Genomic DNA, 21,589 nt, shown 5'->3' on the forward strand with positions numbered 1-21,589 from the left:
TCAAACCGATTCTGCGCCCGGCTCCACGACCGGGGTATCCACGCCACGCCCACGGGCGCGCTGGATGATCCGCGATACCGCCGTGCTCATGTCATCAAGCATGGCGTAGATGGTCGGCAGGAACAGCAGGCTGACCACGGTGGAGAACGCCAGCCCGCCGGCGATGGCGCGCGCCATCGGGTAATACGGCGGGCCGTTGCCGAGCAGCTGGGTGTCGGTCATGGAGATCGGAATCATCGCCAGGATCGCGGTGCCCATCGTCATCATGATCGGGCGCAGGCGTTCGCGTGAGCCTTCCACCAGGGCCTGGGTCCGACCCATGCCGCGGCGGCGCAGGTTGTTGATGTGCTCGATCATCACGATGCCGTTGTTCACCACCACGCCCATCAACACCAGGATGCCGATGAAGGACATGATCCCGAACGACGTGCCGGTGATCCAGAACAGCCAGAACACGCCGAAGATCGAGAACAGCACGCCGCTCATGATCGCCGCCGGGAACAGCAGGGACTCGAACACCGCGGCCATCACCACGTAGATCATCACCAGCGCGATCACCAGATTGAACATCATCTGCGCCATCGCCTCGTTGTCATCGCCGTAGTCGCCGCCATCGAAGCTGAAGGTGTAGCCGGCCGGGAAGCTCATCGGCTTGAGCATCTCTTCCATCGCCTTGCGGCCTTCCGGCACGGTGACCTTCTCGGCCAGGTTGGCCTTGATGGTCAGCGTGGTCTGCCGGTTGGTGCGGCCGATCTGCGTGGCCGAGGGCTTGATCGCCACATCGACCAGGCTCAGCAGCGGCACCGAGCGGCCGTCACCGGTACGCACGGTGTAGCTGGCCAGGTCTTCCGGGCTGCTCTGCTCGGCGCCGGCGAAGCGGACCCATACCGGCACTTCGCTGTCACCGCGGCGGAACTCGCGCAGCGGCGCACCGCGCAGGGCCAGGCCGACGAAGCTGGCGACCTGCTCGGCGTTGAAGCCGAACGCGGCGGCGCGCTCGCGATCGACGTGGATGGACAGCTCGCTGCCCTTCTCGCCGTTGTCGATGCGCACGTCGCGCAGTTCCTTGCGCTGGGCCAGCAGCGGCACGACTTCCTCACCGATCTCCTGCAGCATCTTGGTCGAGTCGCCGACCAGCTGCACCTGCACCTGGTTGTTGCCGCTGCCGCCATTGCCCTCGCCCGAGTTGCCGACCACGTAGTCGGCACGCGCGGAGCGCGGCAGGCCTTTGCGCAGTGCTTCCTGCACGGCCGCCATGTTCTTGGCATGGTCGGTGTCGAAGGTCACGATGGTGCTGCTGCCTTCCTGCTCGCTGTACCAGGAATACACCTGGGTGATGTGCAACTGCGCGCGGTTGTCATCCAGGTAACGTTCAACGCGCGCGACTTCCTCGGACATCTGGCCGAAGGTAAAGGCGCCCTTCCAGTTGTAGCCGATGAACACCTCGTGGCCACCCTCGCCCCCGAACATGTCGATCTTGGTCAGCTTCATCGGCACCAGGCTGACCAGCACCACCATCAGGATGCCGAACACGCTCCAGCCACGGTGCTCCAGCGTCCACTGCAGCAGCGTTGCGTAGCGGCGCTGCAGGCGCGCGATCACGCCCGTTTCCGAATGCACCAGCTTGGGCGTCTGCATGCGCGCGGACAGCATCGGGATCAGGCTCACCGCCACCAGCCAGGAGGCGAGCAGCGAGACAGAGATCGTGATCGCGATCTGCGACATGAAGATGCTGATGTTGTTGGTCTCGCCGAACAGGTTCGGCACGAACACGATGCAGTGGCACAGGGTGCCGGCGCTGAGCGCGATGGCCACGTTGCGGGTGCCGATGATCGAGGCCAGCCGCGGCTGGTCAGGCATGCGCTCGCGTTCCTGGTAGATGCTCTCCACCACCACCACGGCGTTGTCCACCAGCATGCCCACTGCCAGCAGCAGGCCCATCATGGTCAGGATGTTGAGGGTGACGCCAGCGAAGTACATGAAGCCCAGCGTGATCACGAAACAGATCGGAATCGCCAGGGTCACCATCAGCGTGGACGGCCAGTGGCGCAGGAAGAAGAACAGCACCGTGATCGACAACAGCAGGCCCACCGCACCGGCCTCGGCCAGCTCCAGCAGCGAGGACGTCACCATCTTGCCCTGGTTGTCGATGACCTTGATCTGCACATCGCGCATCGAGGGCTGCTTGCGGATCGCCTCGACCTCGGCCAGTGCCGCGCGCGAGACCTCGACCAGATTGGCGCTGCGTTCCTTGTAGATATCCAGGCCCACGGCCGGGTTGCCGTCCAGGCGGCGGCCGTAGTTCATCCGGGTGGGCTTGAGCCGGATCTCGGCGATGTCGCCCAGGCGCAGGCCCTTGTTGTCGATCACCAGGTCGCGCAGTTCCTGCAGATCGGTGATCTCGCCGACCGGCTGGATGCGCACGCGCTGGCCGTTGTCGTCGATCTGCCCGGCCGAGATCGAGAAGTTCAGCGTGCGCAGGCGGTCGCTGAGTTCGTTGATGCTCAGGTTGTGCGCGGTCAAGCGATCAGGGCTGATCGCGATCTCCACCTCGTTCGGCGGTGCGCCGGAGATGTTGACCCGGGCCACGCCGGGGATGCGCTCGATCCGCCGCTTGAACTCGCGGTCGAGCATGTCGTAGGCACCGGTCAGGTCGGTGGCGCTGGCCAGGCGCACCTTCAGTACCGGGTCATCGCTGCTGGACCACTTGAACACGTTGTAGCGCTGCAGGTCGTCCGGCAGGTCGCTGCGGATCGCATCGATGCGCTCACGCGCATCCGAGGCCGCGATGGCGATGTCGCGGTCCCAGTCGGTGAACTCGATGAAGATGCTGGCGCCTTCGGAGGTGGCCGAGGAGCGCATGCGCTTGATCCCGGTCATCGTCGCCAGCGCTTCCTCGGTCGGCCGGATGATGTTGCGCTCGACCTCCTCCGGGGTGGAGCCGGTATACGGCACCTGCACGAACAGGAACGGGGCGGAGATGTCCGGCAGCGCTTCCAGCGGCAGCCGGAACGAGGCGATCAGGCCCACCACCGCCAACGACACAAAACACATGATCGTGGTGATGGGCCGGCGGATGGAGAACTCGGCAATGCTCATGCCGGCTCCCGGGCTGCGTCATGGCCGCTGCCGGCCAGCGGTGTCTTGAGGTGGCGGCCGCGCTCGCGGTAGTAGGCATCGCCACGACGATCGAGCAGGTCGTACACCACCGGAATCACCACCAGGGTCAGCAGGGTGGAGACCAGCAGGCCGCCGATCACCGTGATCGCCATCGGCGCGCGCACTTCGGCGCCCTCGCCCATCGCCACCGCCAGCGGCAGGAAGCCGAACAGCGTGCACAGCGTAGTCATGATGATCGGCCGCAGGCGTGAGCGAGCCCCCTCCACCAGTGCCTCGCGCTTGGGCACACCGGCCTCGCGCAGCTGGTTGACCTTGTCGATCAGGATGATCGCGTTCTTGGTCACCAGGCCCACCAGCAGGATCAGGCCGATGAACACCACCACCGAGATCGGCTTGCCGGTCAGCATCAGCGCCAGGATCGCGCCGACCAGGGCCAGCGGAATGGTGAACAGGATGACGAACGGGTGCAGCAGCGATTCGAACTGCGAGGCCATCACCAGGTAGACCAGGAAGATCGCCAGCCCGAAGGCGAAGACCAGCGAGCGTGCCGAGTCGGCCAGTTCCTCGCCCTGCCCGCCGATGTGCATGCCGACCCCGGCCCCCAGCGGCTGCGTGGCGACCATATCCTGCACTTCGCGCACGGCGCCGCCCAGATCGATGTCGCGCAGGTTGGCCGAGACCACCGCCACCCGGGTCTGGTCAGCGCGGTGGATCTCGCTCGGGCCGTTGGTGGCGACCACTTCGGCCACCGCATCCAGCGTCACCGGCCGGGTGCTGCCCGGATTGACGATCAGGCGGCGGATGCTTTCCACGCTGGCCCGGTCACCTTCCTGGGCCCGCACCAGCACGTCGATCTTGCGGTCGCGGAAGCTGTAGCGCGTGGCCACGTCGCCGCGCACTTTCTTGACCACCACATCGGCGATCTGCCGCGTGGTCAGGCCGAGCGCACCGGCGCGCTCCTGGTCGAAGCGGATCTGGATTTCCGGGAAGCCCTCTTCCACCGTGGATTTGACGTCGGCGTAGTGCGGGTTGTTGCGCAGCATCGCCGCCAACGCCTTGCCGGCGGTTTCCAGCGTGGCCATGTCCTGGCCGCGCAGCTCCACTTCCAGCGGCGTGGAGAAGCTGAAGAGCGCCGGGCGGGCGAAGTCGACCTGCACGCCGGGGTGCTGCTGCATCGATTCGCGCAGCCGCTCGGTGATCGCCGCTTCGGTGCGCGCGTTGCCGCCCCCGGCCATCACCACGGTCAGCTTGCCGATGTTCTCGCCACTCTCGGTCGGGCTGGCATCCAGGCGGGTGCCGCTGCCACTGACGCCGTACAGCGAGGCGATGCTGTCGTCCTTGGCATGGGCCAGCTGCATCTCGCGGACCAGCGCATCGGTCTGTTTCAGCGGGGTGCCGGCCGGCAGCTTGGCGGTCATTTCGAAGCGATCCTGGGCCAGCTGCGGGATCAGATCCGCACCCAGCATCGGCACCAGCGCCATCGTGCCGACGAAGGCCAGCGCGGCCAGCCCGAGCACCTTGCCCGGGTGATGCAGCGCGCCCGGCAGCAGCTTCAGGTAACCGCGCTCGGCACCGGCGTACGGCTTCATCGCCACATCGCTGGCCTTGCGCATCACCGGCCCGACCACGGCCACCAGGCCGCGCCAGACGCGGATCACCGACCAGGCAATGCCGAAGCAGATCCAGCGCACGACCGTGCCCACGCCGCGGCGGCTGCCGGCGACCGGCTTCAGCCAGCGGCTGTCCGGCTGCCACGGCTGATGCGCGGGTTCTTCAGGGAACGACAGCGGCGGGCGCCCCTTCAGCGAGCTCAGCATCGGGATCAGGGTCATCGAGACCAGCAGCGAGATCGCGATCGCGATCGCCACGGTCAGTGCCTGATCGCGGAACAGCTGGCCGGCGATGCCGTCCACGAACACCAGCGGCAGGAACACCGCGATCGTGGTCAGGGTCGAGGCGACCACGGCCATGCTCACTTCGCGGGTGCCGACAATGGCGGCCTGCAGGATGCTCAGGCCGCGCTCGCGCGCCTTGGCGATGCTCTCCAGCACCACGATGGAGTCATCCACCACCAGGCCGGTGGCCAGCGCCAGCCCGCCCAGCGACATCACGTTCAAGCTCAGGCCCAGCTGGCCCATGAAGAAGAACGTGGTGATGATCGAGACCGGCAACGACAGGCTGATCACGAACGTGCTCCAGCCGTCACGCAGGAACAGGAAGATGATCAGGATGGCGAGGATGCCGCCGATCACCGCGTCTTTCTTGACGTCGCTGATGGCATGTTCAATGAAGCGCGACTGGTCTTCGATCGTGGTCAGCTCGGCATCGCCGGGCACCTGGCCCTTGATCTGCTCCAGGCGCGCACGCAGCGCCTCGGCGGTCGACACCGTGTTGGCGTCGCCCTCCTTGTAGATCGCCAGCTCGACCGCTTCCTTGCCGCCGAGGCGGATGATCGCTTCGCGTTCCTTGTAACCCTGGCGCACGGTGGCGATGTCCTTGAGCCGCACCGGCACGCCGTTGGCGATGTTGGTGGAACTGCTGCTGGACGCACTCTGTGCGGCAGAGGCAGCGGCCACGGCGGCATCCGAGCCGGTCGAGGCCGCGATCGCGAACATCTGCTGCATCGCTGCATCGGCGGCGTTGCCGTTGCTGCTCTGGGTGGTCACCAGCAGGTTGCGGATGTCCTCCAGATCGGCGAACTGGTTGACGGTACGCACCAGGTAACGCTGCGAGCCCTCCTCCAGGCGACCGCCGGAGATGTTGATGTTCTCTTCCTTGAGCCGCTTGATGACGTTGTCGATCGGCAGATTGAGCTGGGCCAGCTTCTGCTGGTCGATGTCGACCTGGATCTCATCCTCCAGGCCACCGCCGACCTTGACCGCGGCCACGCCGGCGACCGGCTCGAGCTTCTTCTTCAGGTCTTCATCGGCATAGCGGCGCAGCTCGGTGAGCTGGCGCACGGCTTCGGCATCGCTGGACGCGTCGGTGCGAGCCGAGATCACCAGGCGCATGATCGGCTCGGTGGACGGATTGAAGCGCAGCAGCACCGGAGACTTCGCCTCCAGCGGCAGGTTCAGCGCTTCCATCTTGTCGCGCACCTCCAGGCTGGCCTGGTCCATGTTGGTGCCCCAGGCGAACTCGAGCACCACATCGCTCTGCCCGGTACGCGAGATCGACTTGAGCTTGCGCAGGTTCTTGACCACGCCGACGGCCTCTTCGACCGGCTCGGTGATCAGCGTTTCGATTTCCGCCGGGGCCGCACCGGTGTACTCGGTGCGCACGGTCAGGGTCGGGTAGCTCAGGTCGGGCAGCAGGTTGACCTTGAGGTTGCCCAGCGCGATGAAGCCGAACAGCATCAGCGTGACGGTGAACATCGCGATGGTGACGCGGCGGCGGGTGGCGAATTCCACCAGGCCGCCGCCGTGGGCACCCGGGCGCTCGCCCTGGTGCGGATCGTTGCCGTGGTCGTTGCCGGCCGCTGTCATTGCCGGCTCTCCGCCTTGGCCGGTGCCGGTTTCGCAGCGGCGGTGGCGGCCGGCTTGGCGCCGATCACCTGCACCGCGGTGCCATCGCGCAGCGCGACCTTGCCGGCGGTGACGACCTGGTCACCCGCGGCCAGACCCTCGCGGATCTCCACCCAGGGGCCTTCGGCATACCCCAGCTTGACCGGCACCCGCGCCACCTTGCCCTCGCGGACGCGGAACACCGCCGGCTCACCGTCGTCGAGCAGCGCCAGGCGCGGCACCACCAGGGCGTCGGCACGCTGGTCATAGTCGATCCGGATGCGGCCGAACATGCCCGGCTGCAGGCCCTCGGCGTCTTCGCCGAAGCCGCTGACCACGCGGAACGTGCCGCTGCCGGCATCGACCACCGGCGAGATCCGGTCCACCGTGCCCGGGAAGGTCTTGCCCGGCAGCGCATCGGCGATCAGCGTGACCGGCTGGCCCGGGCGCAGCGTGGCCAGTTCGCGCTCGGGAACGTTGAGCGTGGCTTCCAGGCGCGCGTTGTCGACGATGCGGAAGATCGGCGTGTTGATCTGCACGAAGTTGCCGGTCTTGATCGAGCGCGAGGCGATCACGCCCGAGATAGGTGCGATCACCGTGGTGTAGGACAGCTCCAGCGTGGCCAGGCGGTACTGCGCACGGACGTTCTCCAGGTCGTACTTGATCTGGTCGACGTCGGCGGCGCTGACCATCTGTTGACCGACCAGTTTCTGGGCGCGCTGGTAGTTGTTCTCCAGCTTGCGCAGCTGCGCTTCGCTCTGGGCGACCGCCAGGCGTGCACGGTCCGGGTCCAGCCGCACCAGCGGTTGCCCGGCACGCACCTGCTGGCCTTCCTCGACCAGCACCGCCAGTGCGACGCCGGAGGTCTTGGCGACCACCTGCGACTCACCCCGCGGCTCCAGTGCGGCGGTGCCGGTGTAACTGGCGGCGACGGCGCGACGGCTGGCGGCGACGGCTTCGACCGGCACGGCGTCGGCGGCCTTCTCGGCCTTGCCGTCTTTTTCAGCGGCCTGGGCTTCAGCCGACCCGGCACCGCCGCAGCCGCTGAGCAGCAGCGTAGTGGTGATCAGCAGTGCAGCGGCACAGCGTCCGGTGCGGCCGGGCAGGAAAGATTGTCGCGACATCGTCGTGTCCCTAAGGATGCGTGGGCAGGTGTGGTAGCAAAGTAATGCACCACGTCACGACCACACCATATCCCAAAGGTCATGGTGACCTGCGGCGATGGCTTTCCGGGCCCGGTTTCAGCTAGATGAAATCGCAGGCTATACTCGGCCCAGTTCCGTACCCCACGCCGGAACGACCAGACCCGTTTATCGGAAAAGGACATCATGCGCCCGCAGCCGCTCGCCGCTTGTCTCGTTCTGGCCGTCCTCCTGCCCTTCGGGGCCGCCGCACAGGCCGCAACACCCGCTCCTGCCGTACCCGCCACACCTGCTCCGGCCGCCACCGCGCCGGCGCCTGCCGCCGTCACCGGCCGGTTCGACAATGGCCGGGTGCTGGCCTACACGTGCCAGGGGTGCCACGGCATCACCGGGTACAAGAACGCCTACCCCAGCTACAAAGTGCCCAAGATCGGCGGGCAGACCCGTGAGTACCTCAGCCAGGCGCTGACCGAGTACCGCCACGGCAAGCGCAAGCATCCGACGATGCAGGCGCAGTCGATGAGTTTCAGCGAACAGGAGATCGCCGATCTCGCTGTTTACCTGTCCACCGTCAAATAAGCGCGCTCATGTCGAAAGCCACGCCACTCCAGCGTTACGCCATCGCCCTGTCCGTTGCCCTGCTGATGACTGCGTGTTCGCAGTCACAGGTGGAGAACAGCGCAGATTCCGCCGCCGATCCGGGCCACGCCAGTGGTGAACACGGGTCCGGCTCCTCCGCCGGCCTGCCGGCCGGTCGCATCGCCGCCGGTGAGGCGCGTGCCCAGGTCAAGGGCAAAGCCACCGGGCAGAGCTGCATCGACTGCCACGGGGCGGACGGCAACAAGCCGATCGACCCGACCTACCCGAAACTGGGTGGGCAGTACGGGGATTACCTGGCGCACAGCCTGCAGGCCTACCGCGCGGGGGATCGCCAGCACGCGCTGATGACCCCGCAGGCGACCGACCTGAGCGACCAGGACATCGCCGATCTGGCCGCGTATTTCGGATCACGGCCGACCCAGCTGCGGGATCTGCACGGGTTGAAGTGACGGCGCGAGCCGTCACGTGTAGAGCCGACCGTTGGTCGGCTGCCTTCCGTCCAGCGCCATGAAGCCCTGACAGGTAGTGCCGGCCGCTGGCCGGCTCCTCGGGATTGCCTGGAGCCGGCCAGCGGCCGGCACTACCGAAATGGATTCGCGGCCGGCATTACCGGCATGGCAACGTCGGCATTACCGGTATGGCACTGCCAGCCGACCACGGTCGGTTCTACGCATCCAGTTCTTCCCAGCGCGCGTATGCGGCATCCAACTCGGCCTGCACCTTGGCCAGCTTCGCATTGTGCGCGGCCATGTCGGCAGCGCTGCGCTGATAGAACGCGGGGTCGTTCATCGCGGCGGTGAGGCCTTCCACGTCCTTCTCCAGCGTTTCGATCTTCAGCGGCAGCTGCTCCAGCTCACGCGCGTCCTTGTAGCTCAGCTTGCGCTTCGGCTCGGCCGGTGCCGCCGCGACAGCGGCCGCAGCAACGGGCTTGGCCGCCACCACCGGTGCTGACGCCGCCGCGGCGGCCACGCGTGCGGCATGGCGCTGCCAGTCGGTATAACCGCCGACGTATTCGCCGACCACGCCGTCGCCTTCCATCACCATCGTGGAGGTCACCACGTTGTCCAGGAAGTCACGGTCATGGCTGACCAGCAGCAACGTGCCGGTGTAATCGCTCAGCAGCTCTTCGAGCAGCTCGAGGGTTTCCACATCCAGATCGTTGGTCGGTTCATCCATCACCAGCAGGTTGGACGGCTGCGCGAACAGCTTGGCCAGCAGCAGGCGGTTGCGCTCACCACCGGACAAACGGGTGATCGGCGCGCGGGCGCGCTCGGGCGAGAACAGGAAGTCCTGCAGGTAGGCATGCACGTGCTTGCGCTTGCCGTTGAACTCGATGAAATCGCGGCCCTCGGCCACGTTCTCGATCGCGGTCCAGTCTTCGCGCAGCACCGCACGGTACTGATCGAAATACGCGATCTGCAGGTTGGTACCGGCACGCACCTCACCGCTCTGCGGCTGCAGGTCGCCGAGCAGCAGCTTGAGCAGCGTGGTCTTGCCGCTGCCGTTCGGCCCGATCAGGCCGATGCGGTCGCCGCGCAGAATGACGGTACTGAAATCCTTGACCATCACGCGCTCGCCGAAGGCGAACGAGATGTCCTTGACGTCGATGACCTTCTTGCCGGAGTTCTCCGCCTGCGCGGCTTCCATGCGCACGTTGCCGCCGAGTTCGCGGCGCTGCGAGCGATCGTTGCGCATCGCCTTGAGGCGGCGCACACGGCCTTCGTCGCGGGTGCGGCGGGCCTTGATGCCCTGGCGGATCCAGATTTCTTCCTGCGCCAGCAGCTTGTCGAAGCGCGCGTTTTCCTGCGCCTGCGCGTTCATGCGCTCTTCGCGGCGACGCTCGTAGTTGGCCCAGTCGCCCGGCCAGCTGGTGACCTGGCCGCGGTCGATCTCGACGATGCGGGTGGCCAGTGCACGCAGGAAGCGACGGTCATGGGTGACGAACACCACGCTGCCGTTCCAGTTCTTGAGGAACATTTCGAGCCAGTCGATGGCTTCGATGTCCAGGTGGTTGGTCGGTTCGTCGAGCAGCAGCAGATCCGGCGAGGACACCAGCGCGCGGCCAAGCAGCACGCGGCGCTTCATGCCGCCGGACAGGCGCGCGAATTCGGCCTCGCCATCCAGGTCGAGCTTGGTCAGGGTCTCGCTGACGCGCTGGTCCAGGCCCCAGCCGTTGGCGGCGTCGATCTTGGCCTGCACGGCCGACAGCGCATCGCCGTCGAAATCGTCGGCCATGCTCAGGTGATGGAACTCGGCCAGCCACTGGCCCAGTTCGCCCAGGCCGTCGGCGACCACGTCGAAGACGCTGCCGGCGGCACCGTGCGGCACCTCCTGTTCCAGGCGGGTGATGCGCACCCCCTGCTGCACGCGGACTTCGCCATCATCGGGCTTGTGATCGCCGGACAGCAGTTTGAGCAGGGTCGATTTGCCGGCGCCATTGCGCCCGATCAGGGCGATACGCTCGCCCGGCTCGATCGACAGTTCGGCTTTTTCCAGCAACAGGGGGCCGCCGACGCTGAAGTCGACGTTTTGCAGAGTAATCAGAGGCATCCGACCATTGTACGGTCTGGCGGCAACCGCGTCGCTTACTCCCGACCGAACGCGTCCGCAGGCAGCCCCAGCAGCGCCCGCAGCGGCGGGGGCACCCGCTTGCCCGGATGCCGCACCACCCAGAGCTGGCGAGACATCGGCGGCACCTGCGTGTCGACAACCGTCAGGCTGCCCAGCGCGATCAGATCGGCCACGGCATGTCGCGACAGGCAGGCCAGCCCGAGGCCAGCCGCGGCGGCCTGCTTGATCGCCTCCGTGCTGCCCAGCTGCATCGAACGGGCGAAATGGTGCAGGTGCGGCAACAGCACCTGTTCGACCGCCTCGCGGGTGCCCGAGCCCGGCTCACGCAGCAACCAGCGCGCCCGCGCCAGCGCAGCGAGGTCCATGCGATCGGGCACCGATGCCGCAGCGGCCACGATGACCAGGTCGTCGCGCTGCCACGGCAGCACCTGCAGGCCACTCTCGTGGCAGGGGCCTTCGATCAGGCCCAGATCCACCTCCAGCCGCTGTACCGCGGTGACCACGTCGGCGCTGTTGCCGATCCGCAGGTCGACCTGCGCCTGAGGGGTGTGCCTCATCAGTGCCGCGACGCGGGCCGGCAGCAGGTAATTGCCGATCGTGGTGCTGGCCCCGAGCCGCAGCAGCAGGGGCAGCGGGCCGGCGTTGGCCTGCCCCACTCCCGCCACCCGCTCCAGATCGGTGGCAGCCACCAACAGCGCACGGGCCGGATCGAGCAGGGCCCGCCCCTGTGCATTCAACACCAGCCGGCGGCCGATCCGGTCGAACAAGGGGCTGGCCAGCTGGTGCTCGAGTTCATTGAGCGCGGCGCTGGTGGCCGACTGCGACAACGCCAGCTGCGCCCCGGCGGCGGCCGTGGTGCCGGCGTCGGCGATGGAGACGAACACCTGCCATTGGCGGAGGGTGAGATGCATTCGAGCCATTAACGCACCAAACGGGTTGAAATGACATGAGTAATGCGTTTTACAGGTCGTTTGGCGGCGCGCAGGCTGGGCCTGTGATCTGACCGGAGACCTCTGTGAATACCGCTGCCGCCGCCCCGCCCTCACCCTCCATCGCCCAGCGCTGGCGCGGCCGTCTGCCCGGGCTGCTGCTGACTGCGGCCGTCGCTGCCGCCGCCATGGGCCTGGCGACGTTGCCGTGGCTGCAGGCGCACGGGATCAGTGCCCTGACCCTGGCCATCGTGCTCGGCATCGCCGTGGGCAACACTCTCTACCCCCGCCTGGCCACCCAGGCCGGCGCCGGGGTCGGATTCGCCAAGCACTGGCTGCTGCGCGCGGGCATCGTGCTGTACGGGTTGCGCCTGACCTTCCAGGACATCGGCCAGGTCGGCGCCAGCGGCGTGCTGATCGATGCGCTGGTACTGACCAGCACCTTCGCGCTGGCCTGGTGGGCCGGCACGCGGTGGTTCGGCATCGACAAGGAGAGCGCCCTGCTGATCGGCGCCGGCAGCGCGATCTGCGGTGCGGCGGCGGTGATGGCGGCCGAGCCGGTGGTGCGCGGGCGCACCGAGCAGGTGACCGTGGCCGTCTCGACGGTGGTGGTGTTCGGCACGCTGGCGATGTTCCTGTATCCGGCGCTTTACCAGCTCAACCTGACGCACGGCTGGATTCCGATGGGCGCGCAGACCTACGGCGTATTCACCGGCTCGACCGTGCATGAGGTCGCCCAGGTGGTCGCTGCCGGGCGCGCGGTGAGTGCGCCGGCGGCCGACACTGCCGTGATCGCCAAGATGGTGCGGGTGATGATGCTGGCGCCGTTCCTGATCGGGCTGTCGATGCTGCTGGCACGGGGCCGCGCGGGAGCCGCTGACGGCCAGCGCGCGAAGATCGTGGTGCCCTGGTTCGCGTTCGGCTTCGTGGCCGTAGCCGGGCTCAATTCGCTGCAGCTGCTGCCGGCGGCCGTCGTCGCCGCCGCGGTCGATCTGGACACCGTGCTGCTGGCGATGGCGATGGCCGCGCTCGGCCTGACCACGCACGCCTCGGCCCTGCGCAGGGCCGGGATGAAGCCGCTGCTGCTCGCGCTGCTGCTGTTCGGCTGGCTGCTGGCGGGCGGGCTGGGGATCAATCTCGGCGTGCACGCGCTGCTGGGCTGAGGCACGCCGGGCGGACTTCTGCGACACTACCGCATGTCTGAATTCTCCTCCCTGCCGCTGAAACCAGCGCTGCTGCCCGGCATCGATGCCATGGGCTATACCTCGCTCACCCCCGTGCAGGCCCAGAGCCTGCCGGCCATCCTCGAGCGCCGCGATGTCATCGCACAGGCCCCGACCGGCAGTGGCAAGACCGCGGCCTTCGGCCTGGGCCTGCTGCAGGCGCTGGATCCGTCCGTGACCCGCGCGCAGGCGCTGGTGCTGTGCCCGACCCGCGAGCTCGCCGACCAGGTCGGCAAGCAGATCCGCAAGCTGGCCACCGGCATCCCGAACCTGAAACTGCTGGTGCTGACCGGCGGCATGCCGCTGGGCCCGCAGCTGGCCTCGCTGGAAGCGCACGATCCGCAGGTGGTCGTCGGCACCCCCGGGCGCATCCAGGAACTGGGCCGCAAGCGCGTCCTGCACCTGGGCGGCGTGACCACCCTGGTGCTGGATGAAGCCGACCGCATGCTCGACATGGGCTTCGAGGAGCCGATCCGCGAGATCGCCGGCCGCACCAGCAAGGACCGCCAGACGCTGCTGTTCTCGGCGACCTTCCCGGATGAGATCCGCGAGATCGCCCGGGTGCTGCTGCGTGACCCGGTGGAAGTCACCGTGGAAGGCGCCGACCATGCGCCGGCGATCCGCCATCTGTTCTGCGAGACCGAGCTGGCGCTGAAGCAGAAGGCGTTGGCCGGCCTGCTGCTCAAGTACACGCCGGAATCGGCCGTGGTGTTCTGCAACACCCGCCGCGACGTGGACGATGTGGCCATTTCGCTGCAGCAGTTCGGATTCTCCGCGCTGCCGCTGCACGGCGAAATGGAACAGCGAGACCGCGACGAAGTGCTGGTGCGTTTCGCCAACCGCAGCTGCAACGTGCTGGTCGCCAGCGACGTCGCCGCCCGCGGGCTGGATGTGCAGGACTTGGCCGCGGTGATCAATTACGAGTTGCCGACCGACATCGAGACCTATGAGCATCGCGTTGGCCGTACCGGCCGCGCCGGTGCCACGGGCCTGGCGATCAGCCTGGTGACGCATCGCGAGCGCAGCCGTGCCGATGCGCTGGAAGCCGCCCAGGGCAAGCCGCTGGACTGGCAGAAGACGCCGCTGGCCACCGCCCGCCCGCCGGTGCTGCCGCAGGCGGCGATGACCACGCTGCGCATCGACGGCGGCAAGACCGACAAGCTGCGCCCCGGCGACATCCTCGGCGCGCTGACCGGCGACGCCGGGCTGGCGGCCAAGTACATCGGCAAGATCGATATCTACGCCACGCGCTCGTACGTGGCCATTGCACGCGAGCAGGCCGGCCGGGCGATCGCCCAGCTGGAGGCCGGCAAGATCAAGGGCCGCCGGTTCCGCGTGCGGAAGATGGATGTCTGAGCGGTAGAGCCGACCGCTGGTCGGCTGACTGCTTCACGCATTCTGTAGAGCCGACCGCTGGTCGGCTGCGCCTTCGTCGGGGCGTTTGAGGTGCCGGCCAGCGGCCGGCACTACGAGATGATGCATGGGCTGCCGGCCAGCGGCCGGCACTACCGGACGCGGCCGGGTCGCCGCGGATTCCGCGGTCAATAGACCAGGTTGGCCAGCAGCGGGACGTCACTCGTCCAGCGTTCGCGGCCGCCGAGGCCGGCCAGTTCCACCAGCACGGCCGCACCGACCACCTCGACCTGCAGCTGGCGGGCCAGCGACAACGCCGCCAGCAGGGTGCCGCCGGTGGCCAGCACGTCATCGATCACCAGCACGCGCGCGCCGGCCGGCAAGGCATCGGCGTGCACTTCGATGCGGTCTGTGCGGTATTCCAGGGTGTAGTCCTGGCGCAGCACCTTGCCCGGCAGCTTGCCCGGCTTGCGTACCGGCACGAAGCCCACGCCCAGCACCCGCGCCATCGCCGCGCCGAGGATGAAGCCGCGCGATTCGATCCCCATTACCGCCTGCAGGTTGGCATCGCGCCAGGGCGCGACCATCGCATCGATGGCCGCCGCGAAATCCGGACCATCGGCGAGCAGCGGCATGATGTCCTTGAACAGGATGCCCGGCTTGGGGAAATCGGCGATGTCGCGCAGGCGGCCGGCCCAGGCGGGCGTGGCGGAAGACTCGGTCATGGGTCTGGAAACGAACAGGGTGGCATAGGGTAACCGAGCCTCCTGCCGCAGCGCCTCACACGACCGGGCATGCGGCAGAACGGTTCATTCCGCCCTGTCCGCTGCGTCAGATCAGGAACTGCAGGACAGCATCGAGCAGCCGGCCTTCTGACGCGCCCACTCCGGCCGCTTGCCTGCGAAGTGCTCGCGCCCGGGCTGCACGTCATAGGGGTGGCGCAGCACCTCCAGCAACGTATGCACGCCACTGAGGTCACCCTGCTCCGCCCGTTCGATCGCCTCCTGGGCCAGCCAGTTGCGCAGCACGTAGACCGGATTGGCACGACCCATTTGCTGCTGCCGCGCCTGCACACTCAGGCCATCGGCACGCAGGCGCGCCGCATATTGTTGCAGCCACGCCTGCAATGACGGCAGCACCGCTTCGCGGCGTGCCGGGCTGTAGAAGGCCTCCTCCAGCACCGCCACGGAAGGCGACGCGGGATCGAGCGCCATCAGGCCGCGGAAAGCGAGGGTCATGTCCATCTCGCCCTCGTGGAGGATTTCCAGCCAGGCCGCCATCAACGCCACATCGGCATCGCGGCAGCGGTCCAGGCCCAGCTTGGCGGCGATATCGGCGCGCTCGCAGTCGGCATGCACCTGCTGGAAGCGCGCCAGCCCGTCGTGCAGCGGCGTGACATCCTCGAACAGCGGCGCCAGTGCCTGTGCCAGCCGGGTGAGATTCCAGTACGCCACCTGCGGCTGCGTGCCGAAACGATAGCGTCGCCCCTGCGCGTCGGTGGTGTTGGGCGTCCACTCGGGATCGTAATCCTCGACCCAGCCGTACGGGCCGTAATCGATGGTGAGCCCGAGAATGGACAGGTTGTCGGTGTTCATCACCCCGTGCACGAAGCCGACCCGCATCCAGTGCGCGACCAGCACCGCGGTGCGTTCGCAGATCTCGCCGAACCAGCGCGCATGGCGCGCGTCGCCCAGCTCGGCGAGCGCAGGAAAATCCCGCGCGATGCAGACATCGGCGAGTTGCCGCAGCAGCCCCGTGTCGCCGCGCGAGGCCGGCAGCTCGAAGGTGCCGAAGCGGATGAAGGACGGCGCGACGCGGCAGACGATCGCGCCGGGTTCGGCCTCGGGGTGGCCGTCATAGAACATATCGCGCACGACGGCATCGCCGGTGCCGACCAGGCTCAACGCGCGCGTGGTCGGCACGCCGAGATGATGCATCGCTTCGCTGCAGAGGAACTCTCGGATCGACGAACGCAGCACTGCACGTCCGTCGGCACCGCGCGAATACGGGGTGCGCCCGGCGCCCTTCAACTGCAGTTCCCAGTGCGCACCGTCCGGCGTGAGCAGCTCGCCCAGCGAGATCGCACGGCCATCGCCGAGCTGCCCCGCCCAATGCCCGAACTGATGGCCGCCATAGTTGGCCGCCCACGGCGCCATGCCGGCATACAACGCATTGCCACCGAACACCCGCGCGAAATCGGCGCTCTCGATCAGGTCCTCGCCCATGCCGAGCAGTGCGGCCACCTCCGGCGAGTACGCCAGCAGCCGGGGTGCCGCGACCGGGGTCGGCATGACCGACGACCACGCGGCCTCGCGCACCTCACGCACGCGCGGGCCGGTTTCCGGGTCGCCGGGCAGGTCACGGATGAAGCGATTGTCGAAATGCAGGGGCTGGGTGCTCATCGCTATGAAGTGGGGGCAGCCAGGCTGCCCCGCAAGCTCAGCGCGAACCGCCGCCAAGGTTCAACGGACCGCCGCGCTCCACCGCACGCTGGTACGCCGGACGCTGCTCGATACGCGCGAGGTACGCCTGCAGCCGTGGGTAGGCGGCCATGTCGCCACCGCGCGCGGCGGCGGCCTGGATCGGAAAACTCATCTGGATATCGGCGGCAGTGAAGCGCTCACCGGCGAACCACGGCGACTGGCCAAGCTCGCGCTCCATCCAGTCCATGTGCAGCTTCACCTGCGGACCCACGAAGCCCTTCATCACCTTGTCGGCGATCGAGCGCGCGATCGGCTTGGCGAAGAACGGCATCGGTGCCTTGCGCAGTCGCGCGAACACCAGCGTCATCACCAGCGGTGGCATCGCCGAGCCCTCGGCGTAGTGCATCCAGTAGCGGTAGCGCACGCGCTCGGCCGCCTGTGCCGGCATCGGCTCGGGTGAAAGCTGGCGGCCGCTGTCGTAGCGATCGGCCAGGTATTCCAGGATCGCACCGGATTCGGCGAGGACCAGCGCGTCGTCCTGCAGTACCGGGGACTTGCCCAGCGGGTGCACATCGCGCAACGCCTGCGGCGCCAGCCAGGTCTTGGGGTCGCGCTGATAGTTGACGACCTGGTACGGCAGGCCCAGCTCTTCGAGCATCCACAGCACGCGCAGCGAGCGCGAGTGGTCCAGATGGTGCACCTTGATCATCGACGGTTCCGCAGGGTCAAAGCGGCATCGTAACCGGGCGGCCGGGAGGATGACGTCGTCAACACGGTCTGCGTCGACCATGGCCGGATGCCGCCCAATAAAAAACGCCGGAAGCTTTCGCTTCCGGCGTTTTAGGCGACCTTACGGTGGCGGGGGGTCGATTAGACCGCCTGCACCTGGTCAGCCTGCATACCCTTCTGGCCCTGGACGGCGACGAACGTCACCTTCTGGCCTTCCTGCAGCGACTTGAAGCCGGTGCCCTGGATCGCGCGGAAATGCACGAAGAGGTCCGGGCCGCTTTCCGGGGTGATGAAGCCGAAGCCCTTGGCGTCGTTGAACCACTTCACGGTGCCCTGCTGACGATCAGACATGTACTAACTCCTGAAACAATAGTTGAAATAATCGCGGCCGCCGCGTATCGGAGCCGAGACTGAGTTGCAGGCGTTGGTAAAGCGGATCGATGAGCAGATCGTGAGATCAACTGCACCAGGCCACGATTCACGGTGACCCTAGCAAACACAGTGTGGATGACGATACTCGTGTTTTACCGAAAAAGCGATAGCTGGTTTATTCAGCCATCCCCCCTTCTCGCCTGACAGGACAAGGGGTCGGCCGATCTTACACGAAATCCCACCCCCTATTCAGATTTTTCCTACCTTAAGATCAGCCAAATGACCGATGCCCCTGCCCCTAAAGTTCACATCTGGGTGGACGCCGACGCCTGTCCGGCGGTGATCAAGGAGATTCTGTTCCGCGCGGCCGAACGCGCCGGGATCGAGATGACCCTGATCGCGAACCACTGGCTGCGGACCCCGCCGTCCCGTTTCATCCGCTCGATCCAGGTACCGCCGGGCCTGGACGTGGCCGACAGCGTGATCGTGGAACGGGTCCAGCCCGGCGATCTGGTCGTCACGCAGGACATCCCGCTGGCGGCGCTGGTGCTGGACAAGCACGCGGTCGCGCTGAACCCGCGCGGCGAGCTGTACACCGCCGACAACATGGCCGAGCGGCTGTCGATGCGCAATTTCATGGAGGAACTGCGCGGCTCGGGCATCCAGACCGGCGGGCCCGCGCCCCTGCACGCGCGCGACAAGCAGGCTTTCGCGGCGCAGCTGGACCGCTGGCTGGCCAAGCGTTAAGGATGATGAACCGTCAGCAGGCGAAGGGTCCGGCGTGGACCGGGTCCGGCATGGCTGAGCGCCCGCTGTGGGTAGTGCCGGCCGCTGGCCGGCTCCTCCGCAGCCCCTGCTGACCACAGCATCGATCCAGAGATCCCCGGCAGCCGGCCAGCGGCCGGCCCTACAGGTGAAGCGACAGCCCGCTGCAGAACGCGCGCCGCTCCCCGGTGACCGGGTCATCAAACGCCAGTTCCTTGGCCAGCAGCTGCAGCGGCACCCCCGCCGACGCATCCGCGAGCAGCTCCGGGTACAGATCGTCGCCCAGGATCGGCGCGCCCAGTCCTGCCATGTGCACGCGCAGCTGGTGCTTGCGGCCGGTCACCGGGTGCAGCCGGTAGCGCCAGACCGGTCCAGCGCCGTCGATCACCTCGATGCGGGTCCGGGCATTGGGCTCACCGGGCACCTCGGCCATGCGGAAGAACGGCTCGCCGGGGACCAACCGGGTATGGCGCTCCAGCGGGAACGGCAGTTCGGGCAGTCCCGGCGCCTGCGCTTCGTACACCTTGTCGATGCGGCGCTCGCGGAACAGCCGCTGATACGCATCACGACTGTCCGGCCGGGTCGAGAACAGCACCAGCCCGGCGGTCAGCCGGTCCAGGCGGTGCAGCGGCACCAGATCCCGGTTGCCCGTGCGCGCCACCAGCCGGGCCAGCAGCGTCTCGCGCACGTATCCTCCGGCCGGGGTGACCGGCAGGAAGTGCGGCTTGTCGGCGACCAGCAGGTGCGCGTCCTGGTGGACGATGGCCTCTACGAATGGAATCACAGGCTCATCGGCCACTTCACGGAAATACACGATCTCCCGCCCGACCTGCCAGGCAGCATCCGGCCGCAGCGCCCTGCCCTGCACATCCTGCACCCGCCCGCGGGCGAACCGGTCCACCCACTGCGCGCGGTCGATGCGAGGGAAGCGCGCGCACAGCCCGTCCAGCAGGCTGGGCCAGTCGCCCGGCGGCAACTGCAGGCGGCTGGGAGCGGGGGCAGCGAGGATCGGATCGGACGGGCTCATGGCGAACCATTATCATGGCGCTCTTTGTTTCAGGTATCCCCATGGCCCTCACCGCCACCATCCGCAAGGCCGAACTGCAGATCAGCGACATGGACCGCGGCTATTACGCCAGCCACACGCTGACGCTGGCCCAGCACCCGTCCGAGACCGATGACCGCCTGATGGTGCGCCTGCTCACCTTCGCGCTGAACGCCGATGACCGGCTGGAATTCGGCCGCGGCCTGAGCGTGGACGACGAGCCGGACCTGTGGCGCCGCGATTACACCGGTGACATCGAGCTGTGGATCGAACTGGGCCAGCCCGACGAGTCGCGCCTGCGCAAGGCCGCCGGCCGCGCGCGTGCGGTGCAGCTGGTCACCTATGGTGGCCGCGCCGCCGACATCTGGTGGGACCGCAACGCCTCCGCGCTGAAGAAGCTGTCCACGCTGGAGGTCATGGACCTGCCGGGCGAGTTCGTCACCGAATGGGGCGCGCAGATCGAACGCACGATGCAGTGGGACGTGCAGATCCAGGACGGCGAAGTGCAGTTGACGTCCGACAAGGCGCAGCTCAGCGTCATCCCGACCTGGCGCAAGCAGAAGCCGCAGGCGTGAGTGTGATCCGCTGCGACGTGCTGGTCATCGGGGCCGGTGCAGCCGGGCTGATGTGCGCGCTCACGGCGGGCCGGCGCGGACGCATCGTGCAGGTGATCGACCACGCCAACAAGGTCGGCAAGAAGATCCTGATGTCCGGCGGCGGGCGCTGCAACTTCACCAATACCGGCACCACGGCGGCCAACTTCCTGTCGGCCAACCCGCACTTCTGCAAATCCGCGCTGGCCCGCTATACGCCCTGGCATTTCATCGAGATGGTGGAGCGGCACGGCATCGCGTATCACGAAAAAGAGCTGGGCCAGCTGTTCTGCGACATCTCCTCCAAGCAGATCGTGAAGATGCTGGTGGACGAATGCCAGGCCGCCGGCGTCCAGATCCGCACCGACTGCGGCGTGCAGAAGGTGGAGCGTGGCGCGGACGGCTTCCACGTGCACACCGCGCAGGGGCATTTCCATGCCGCCTCGCTGGTGGTGGCCACGGGCGGCCTGTCGATCCCGAGCATGGGCGCGACCGGCTTCGGCTATGAGCTGGCCCGCCAGTTCGGCCATGAGGTCTTGCCGACCCGCGCCGGGTTGGTGCCGCTGACCCTGAGCGGCAAGCACCAGGAGCGCTTCCATGACCTCAGCGGGGTGGCGCTGCCGATCACGGCGCGCTGCAACGACGTCGAGTTCCGCAATTCCATGCTGATCACCCACCGCGGCATCAGCGGCCCGGCGATCCTGCAGATCTCCTCGTACTGGCAGCCCGGCGACGAGCTGCGGCTGGACCTGCTGCCCGGCCAGGACGCGCTGGACTGGCTGCGCCGGATGAAGACCGAGCGCGGTGCCGCCGAGCTGCGCACGGTGCTGTCCGAGGTGCTGCCGCGCCGGCTGGCGCTGCGCCTGTGCGAGTACTGGCTGCCGGACCGGCTGGTGCGCCAGATCGACGAACCGCAGCTGCGCGCGGCCGCCAATCTGCTGCAGGATTTCCCGCTGGTGGCCAGCGGCACCGAGGGATACCGTACCGCCGAGGTGACCCTGGGCGGGGTCGACACCCGCAAGGTGTCCTCCAGTACATTTGAATCACAATTGGTTCCCGGCCTGCACTTTATTGGGGAAGTGCTGGACGTGACCGGCTGGCTGGGCGGCTACAACTTCCAGTGGGCCTGGGCCTGTGGCCATGCCGCGGGCAGCGTGGCCTGAGCCGGAACGAACGTTCCGTGATCGGCTACCGTTTGCCGCATGGACGTAGTCACACGCA

The 21,589-nt window shown here is 67.6% G+C and carries 17 protein-coding genes; 7 read left to right on the top strand and 10 right to left on the bottom strand.

Translation table 11 applies throughout. From position 1 onward, the window contains the following. Genes HDC96_RS05830 through HDC96_RS05840 form a run of 3 tightly spaced genes read right to left on the bottom strand, consistent with a single transcriptional unit; the run spans position 1 to position 7,747 of the window. A complete protein-coding gene (locus tag HDC96_RS05830; protein WP_179459141.1) occupies positions 1 to 3,099 on the bottom strand; it encodes an efflux RND transporter permease subunit in 3,099 nt (1,032 codons plus the stop codon). Further along, positions 3,096 to 6,605 (bottom strand): efflux RND transporter permease subunit, encoded by a 3,510-nt coding sequence (locus tag HDC96_RS05835; protein ID WP_179459142.1) that lies wholly within the window; start codon positions 6,603 to 6,605, stop codon positions 3,096 to 3,098. The genes HDC96_RS05830 and HDC96_RS05835 overlap by 4 nt, the downstream gene beginning before the upstream one ends. Beyond that, positions 6,602 to 7,747 (bottom strand): efflux RND transporter periplasmic adaptor subunit, encoded by a 1,146-nt coding sequence (locus HDC96_RS05840; RefSeq protein ID WP_179459143.1) that lies wholly within the window; start codon positions 7,745 to 7,747, stop codon positions 6,602 to 6,604. Before HDC96_RS05840 ends, HDC96_RS05835 begins: the two co-directional genes overlap by 4 nt. A 204-nt stretch (positions 7,748 to 7,951) precedes the next feature. Between HDC96_RS05840 and HDC96_RS05845 the strand changes: the two genes are divergently transcribed. Next, positions 7,952 to 8,344: a c-type cytochrome gene (locus HDC96_RS05845; protein WP_179459144.1), complete on the top strand. Its 393-nt coding sequence runs from the start codon at positions 7,952 to 7,954 to the stop codon at positions 8,342 to 8,344. Between the two features lie 8 nt (positions 8,345 to 8,352). Continuing rightward, positions 8,353 to 8,814, top strand: a complete 462-nt coding sequence (locus HDC96_RS05850; protein WP_019183110.1) for a cytochrome c — start codon at positions 8,353 to 8,355, stop codon at positions 8,812 to 8,814. Positions 8,815 to 9,031: 217 nt separating this feature from the next. Here the strand turns inward: HDC96_RS05850 and HDC96_RS05855 are convergent, their stop codons facing one another. Both HDC96_RS05855 and HDC96_RS05860 read right to left on the bottom strand, forming a co-directional pair. After that, entirely contained in the window at positions 9,032 to 10,915 is a 1,884-nt protein-coding gene (locus tag HDC96_RS05855) for an ATP-binding cassette domain-containing protein (protein WP_179459145.1), read from the bottom strand. A 35-nt stretch (positions 10,916 to 10,950) separates the two neighbouring features. After that, entirely contained in the window at positions 10,951 to 11,847 is an 897-nt protein-coding gene (locus HDC96_RS05860) for a LysR family transcriptional regulator (RefSeq protein WP_179459146.1), read from the bottom strand. A 104-nt stretch (positions 11,848 to 11,951) separates the two neighbouring features. Between HDC96_RS05860 and HDC96_RS05865 the strand changes: the two genes are divergently transcribed. Together HDC96_RS05865 and dbpA are read left to right on the top strand one after the other, a co-directional pair. Further along, positions 11,952 to 13,028 carry a YeiH family protein gene (locus HDC96_RS05865; RefSeq protein WP_179459147.1) on the top strand — a complete coding sequence of 359 codons (1,077 nt, stop codon included), beginning with the start codon at positions 11,952 to 11,954 and terminating at the stop codon, positions 13,026 to 13,028. A gap of 33 nt (positions 13,029 to 13,061) precedes the next feature. Continuing rightward, a complete protein-coding gene (gene dbpA, locus HDC96_RS05870) occupies positions 13,062 to 14,444 on the top strand; it encodes an ATP-dependent RNA helicase DbpA (RefSeq protein WP_176989779.1) in 1,383 nt (460 codons plus the stop codon). Between the two features lie 185 nt (positions 14,445 to 14,629). Here dbpA and HDC96_RS05875 read toward each other — a convergent pair whose 3' ends face one another. The 4 genes from HDC96_RS05875 to HDC96_RS05890 all read right to left on the bottom strand — a co-directional run bounded on the left by HDC96_RS05875 (position 14,630) and on the right by HDC96_RS05890 (position 17,944). After that, a complete protein-coding gene (locus HDC96_RS05875; RefSeq protein WP_179459148.1) occupies positions 14,630 to 15,166 on the bottom strand; it encodes an adenine phosphoribosyltransferase in 537 nt (178 codons plus the stop codon). A 111-nt stretch (positions 15,167 to 15,277) separates the two neighbouring features. Then, complete coding sequence (locus tag HDC96_RS05880; RefSeq protein WP_179459149.1) at positions 15,278 to 16,843, bottom strand: YdiU family protein; 1,566 nt, start codon at positions 16,841 to 16,843, stop codon at positions 15,278 to 15,280. A 37-nt stretch (positions 16,844 to 16,880) separates the two neighbouring features. Further along, a complete protein-coding gene (locus tag HDC96_RS05885) occupies positions 16,881 to 17,573 on the bottom strand; it encodes a glutathione S-transferase (protein WP_179459150.1) in 693 nt (230 codons plus the stop codon). A gap of 161 nt (positions 17,574 to 17,734) precedes the next feature. Beyond that, positions 17,735 to 17,944 (bottom strand): cold-shock protein, encoded by a 210-nt coding sequence (locus HDC96_RS05890; protein WP_017356920.1) that lies wholly within the window; start codon positions 17,942 to 17,944, stop codon positions 17,735 to 17,737. Positions 17,945 to 18,244: 300 nt separating this feature from the next. Here HDC96_RS05890 and HDC96_RS05895 point away from each other — a divergent pair, with 300 nt between their 5' ends. Further along, positions 18,245 to 18,712: a YaiI/YqxD family protein gene (locus HDC96_RS05895; protein WP_179459151.1), complete on the top strand. Its 468-nt coding sequence runs from the start codon at positions 18,245 to 18,247 to the stop codon at positions 18,710 to 18,712. 160 nt (positions 18,713 to 18,872) lie between these two features. Here HDC96_RS05895 and HDC96_RS05900 read toward each other — a convergent pair whose 3' ends face one another. Continuing rightward, the gene (locus HDC96_RS05900; protein ID WP_179459152.1) at positions 18,873 to 19,757 is read right to left on the bottom strand and encodes a pseudouridine synthase; all 885 of its coding nucleotides are present in this window, start codon (positions 19,755 to 19,757) and stop codon (positions 18,873 to 18,875) included. 41 nt (positions 19,758 to 19,798) lie between these two features. On the opposite strand from HDC96_RS05900, the gene HDC96_RS05905 reads away from it, so the two are divergent. Beyond that, positions 19,799 to 20,350 carry a YaeQ family protein gene (locus HDC96_RS05905; RefSeq protein WP_088433134.1) on the top strand — a complete coding sequence of 184 codons (552 nt, stop codon included), beginning with the start codon at positions 19,799 to 19,801 and terminating at the stop codon, positions 20,348 to 20,350. Next, positions 20,347 to 21,531 (top strand): NAD(P)/FAD-dependent oxidoreductase, encoded by a 1,185-nt coding sequence (locus tag HDC96_RS05910; RefSeq protein WP_179459153.1) that lies wholly within the window; start codon positions 20,347 to 20,349, stop codon positions 21,529 to 21,531. Before HDC96_RS05905 ends, HDC96_RS05910 begins: the two co-directional genes overlap by 4 nt. Positions 21,532 to 21,589 lie beyond the last annotated feature (58 nt).

Source organism: Stenotrophomonas sp. JAI102 (assembly GCF_013409105.1).
GTDB lineage: Bacteria > Pseudomonadota > Gammaproteobacteria > Xanthomonadales > Xanthomonadaceae > Stenotrophomonas > Stenotrophomonas maltophilia_AA.

Excerpts from the sequence above, each read along its gene's own strand:
- HDC96_RS05830 (WP_179459141.1), bottom strand. The coding sequence starts at position 3,099 with ATGAGCATTGCCGAGTTCTCCATCCGCCGGCCCATCACCACGATCATG.
- HDC96_RS05835 (WP_179459142.1), bottom strand. The coding sequence starts at position 6,605 with ATGACAGCGGCCGGCAACGACCACGGCAACGATCCGCACCAGGGCGAG.
- HDC96_RS05840 (WP_179459143.1), bottom strand. The coding sequence starts at position 7,747 with ATGTCGCGACAATCTTTCCTGCCCGGCCGCACCGGACGCTGTGCCGCT.
- HDC96_RS05845 (WP_179459144.1), top strand. The coding sequence starts at position 7,952 with ATGCGCCCGCAGCCGCTCGCCGCTTGTCTCGTTCTGGCCGTCCTCCTG.
- HDC96_RS05850 (WP_019183110.1), top strand. The coding sequence starts at position 8,353 with ATGTCGAAAGCCACGCCACTCCAGCGTTACGCCATCGCCCTGTCCGTT.
- HDC96_RS05855 (WP_179459145.1), bottom strand. The coding sequence starts at position 10,915 with ATGCCTCTGATTACTCTGCAAAACGTCGACTTCAGCGTCGGCGGCCCC.
- HDC96_RS05860 (WP_179459146.1), bottom strand. The coding sequence starts at position 11,847 with ATGCATCTCACCCTCCGCCAATGGCAGGTGTTCGTCTCCATCGCCGAC.
- dbpA (WP_176989779.1), top strand. The coding sequence starts at position 13,062 with ATGTCTGAATTCTCCTCCCTGCCGCTGAAACCAGCGCTGCTGCCCGGC.
- HDC96_RS05875 (WP_179459148.1), bottom strand. The coding sequence starts at position 15,166 with ATGACCGAGTCTTCCGCCACGCCCGCCTGGGCCGGCCGCCTGCGCGAC.
- HDC96_RS05880 (WP_179459149.1), bottom strand. The coding sequence starts at position 16,843 with ATGAGCACCCAGCCCCTGCATTTCGACAATCGCTTCATCCGTGACCTG.
- HDC96_RS05885 (WP_179459150.1), bottom strand. The coding sequence starts at position 17,573 with ATGATCAAGGTGCACCATCTGGACCACTCGCGCTCGCTGCGCGTGCTG.
- HDC96_RS05890 (WP_017356920.1), bottom strand. The coding sequence starts at position 17,944 with ATGTCTGATCGTCAGCAGGGCACCGTGAAGTGGTTCAACGACGCCAAG.
- HDC96_RS05895 (WP_179459151.1), top strand. The coding sequence starts at position 18,245 with ATGACCGATGCCCCTGCCCCTAAAGTTCACATCTGGGTGGACGCCGAC.
- HDC96_RS05900 (WP_179459152.1), bottom strand. The coding sequence starts at position 19,757 with ATGAGCCCGTCCGATCCGATCCTCGCTGCCCCCGCTCCCAGCCGCCTG.
- HDC96_RS05905 (WP_088433134.1), top strand. The coding sequence starts at position 19,799 with ATGGCCCTCACCGCCACCATCCGCAAGGCCGAACTGCAGATCAGCGAC.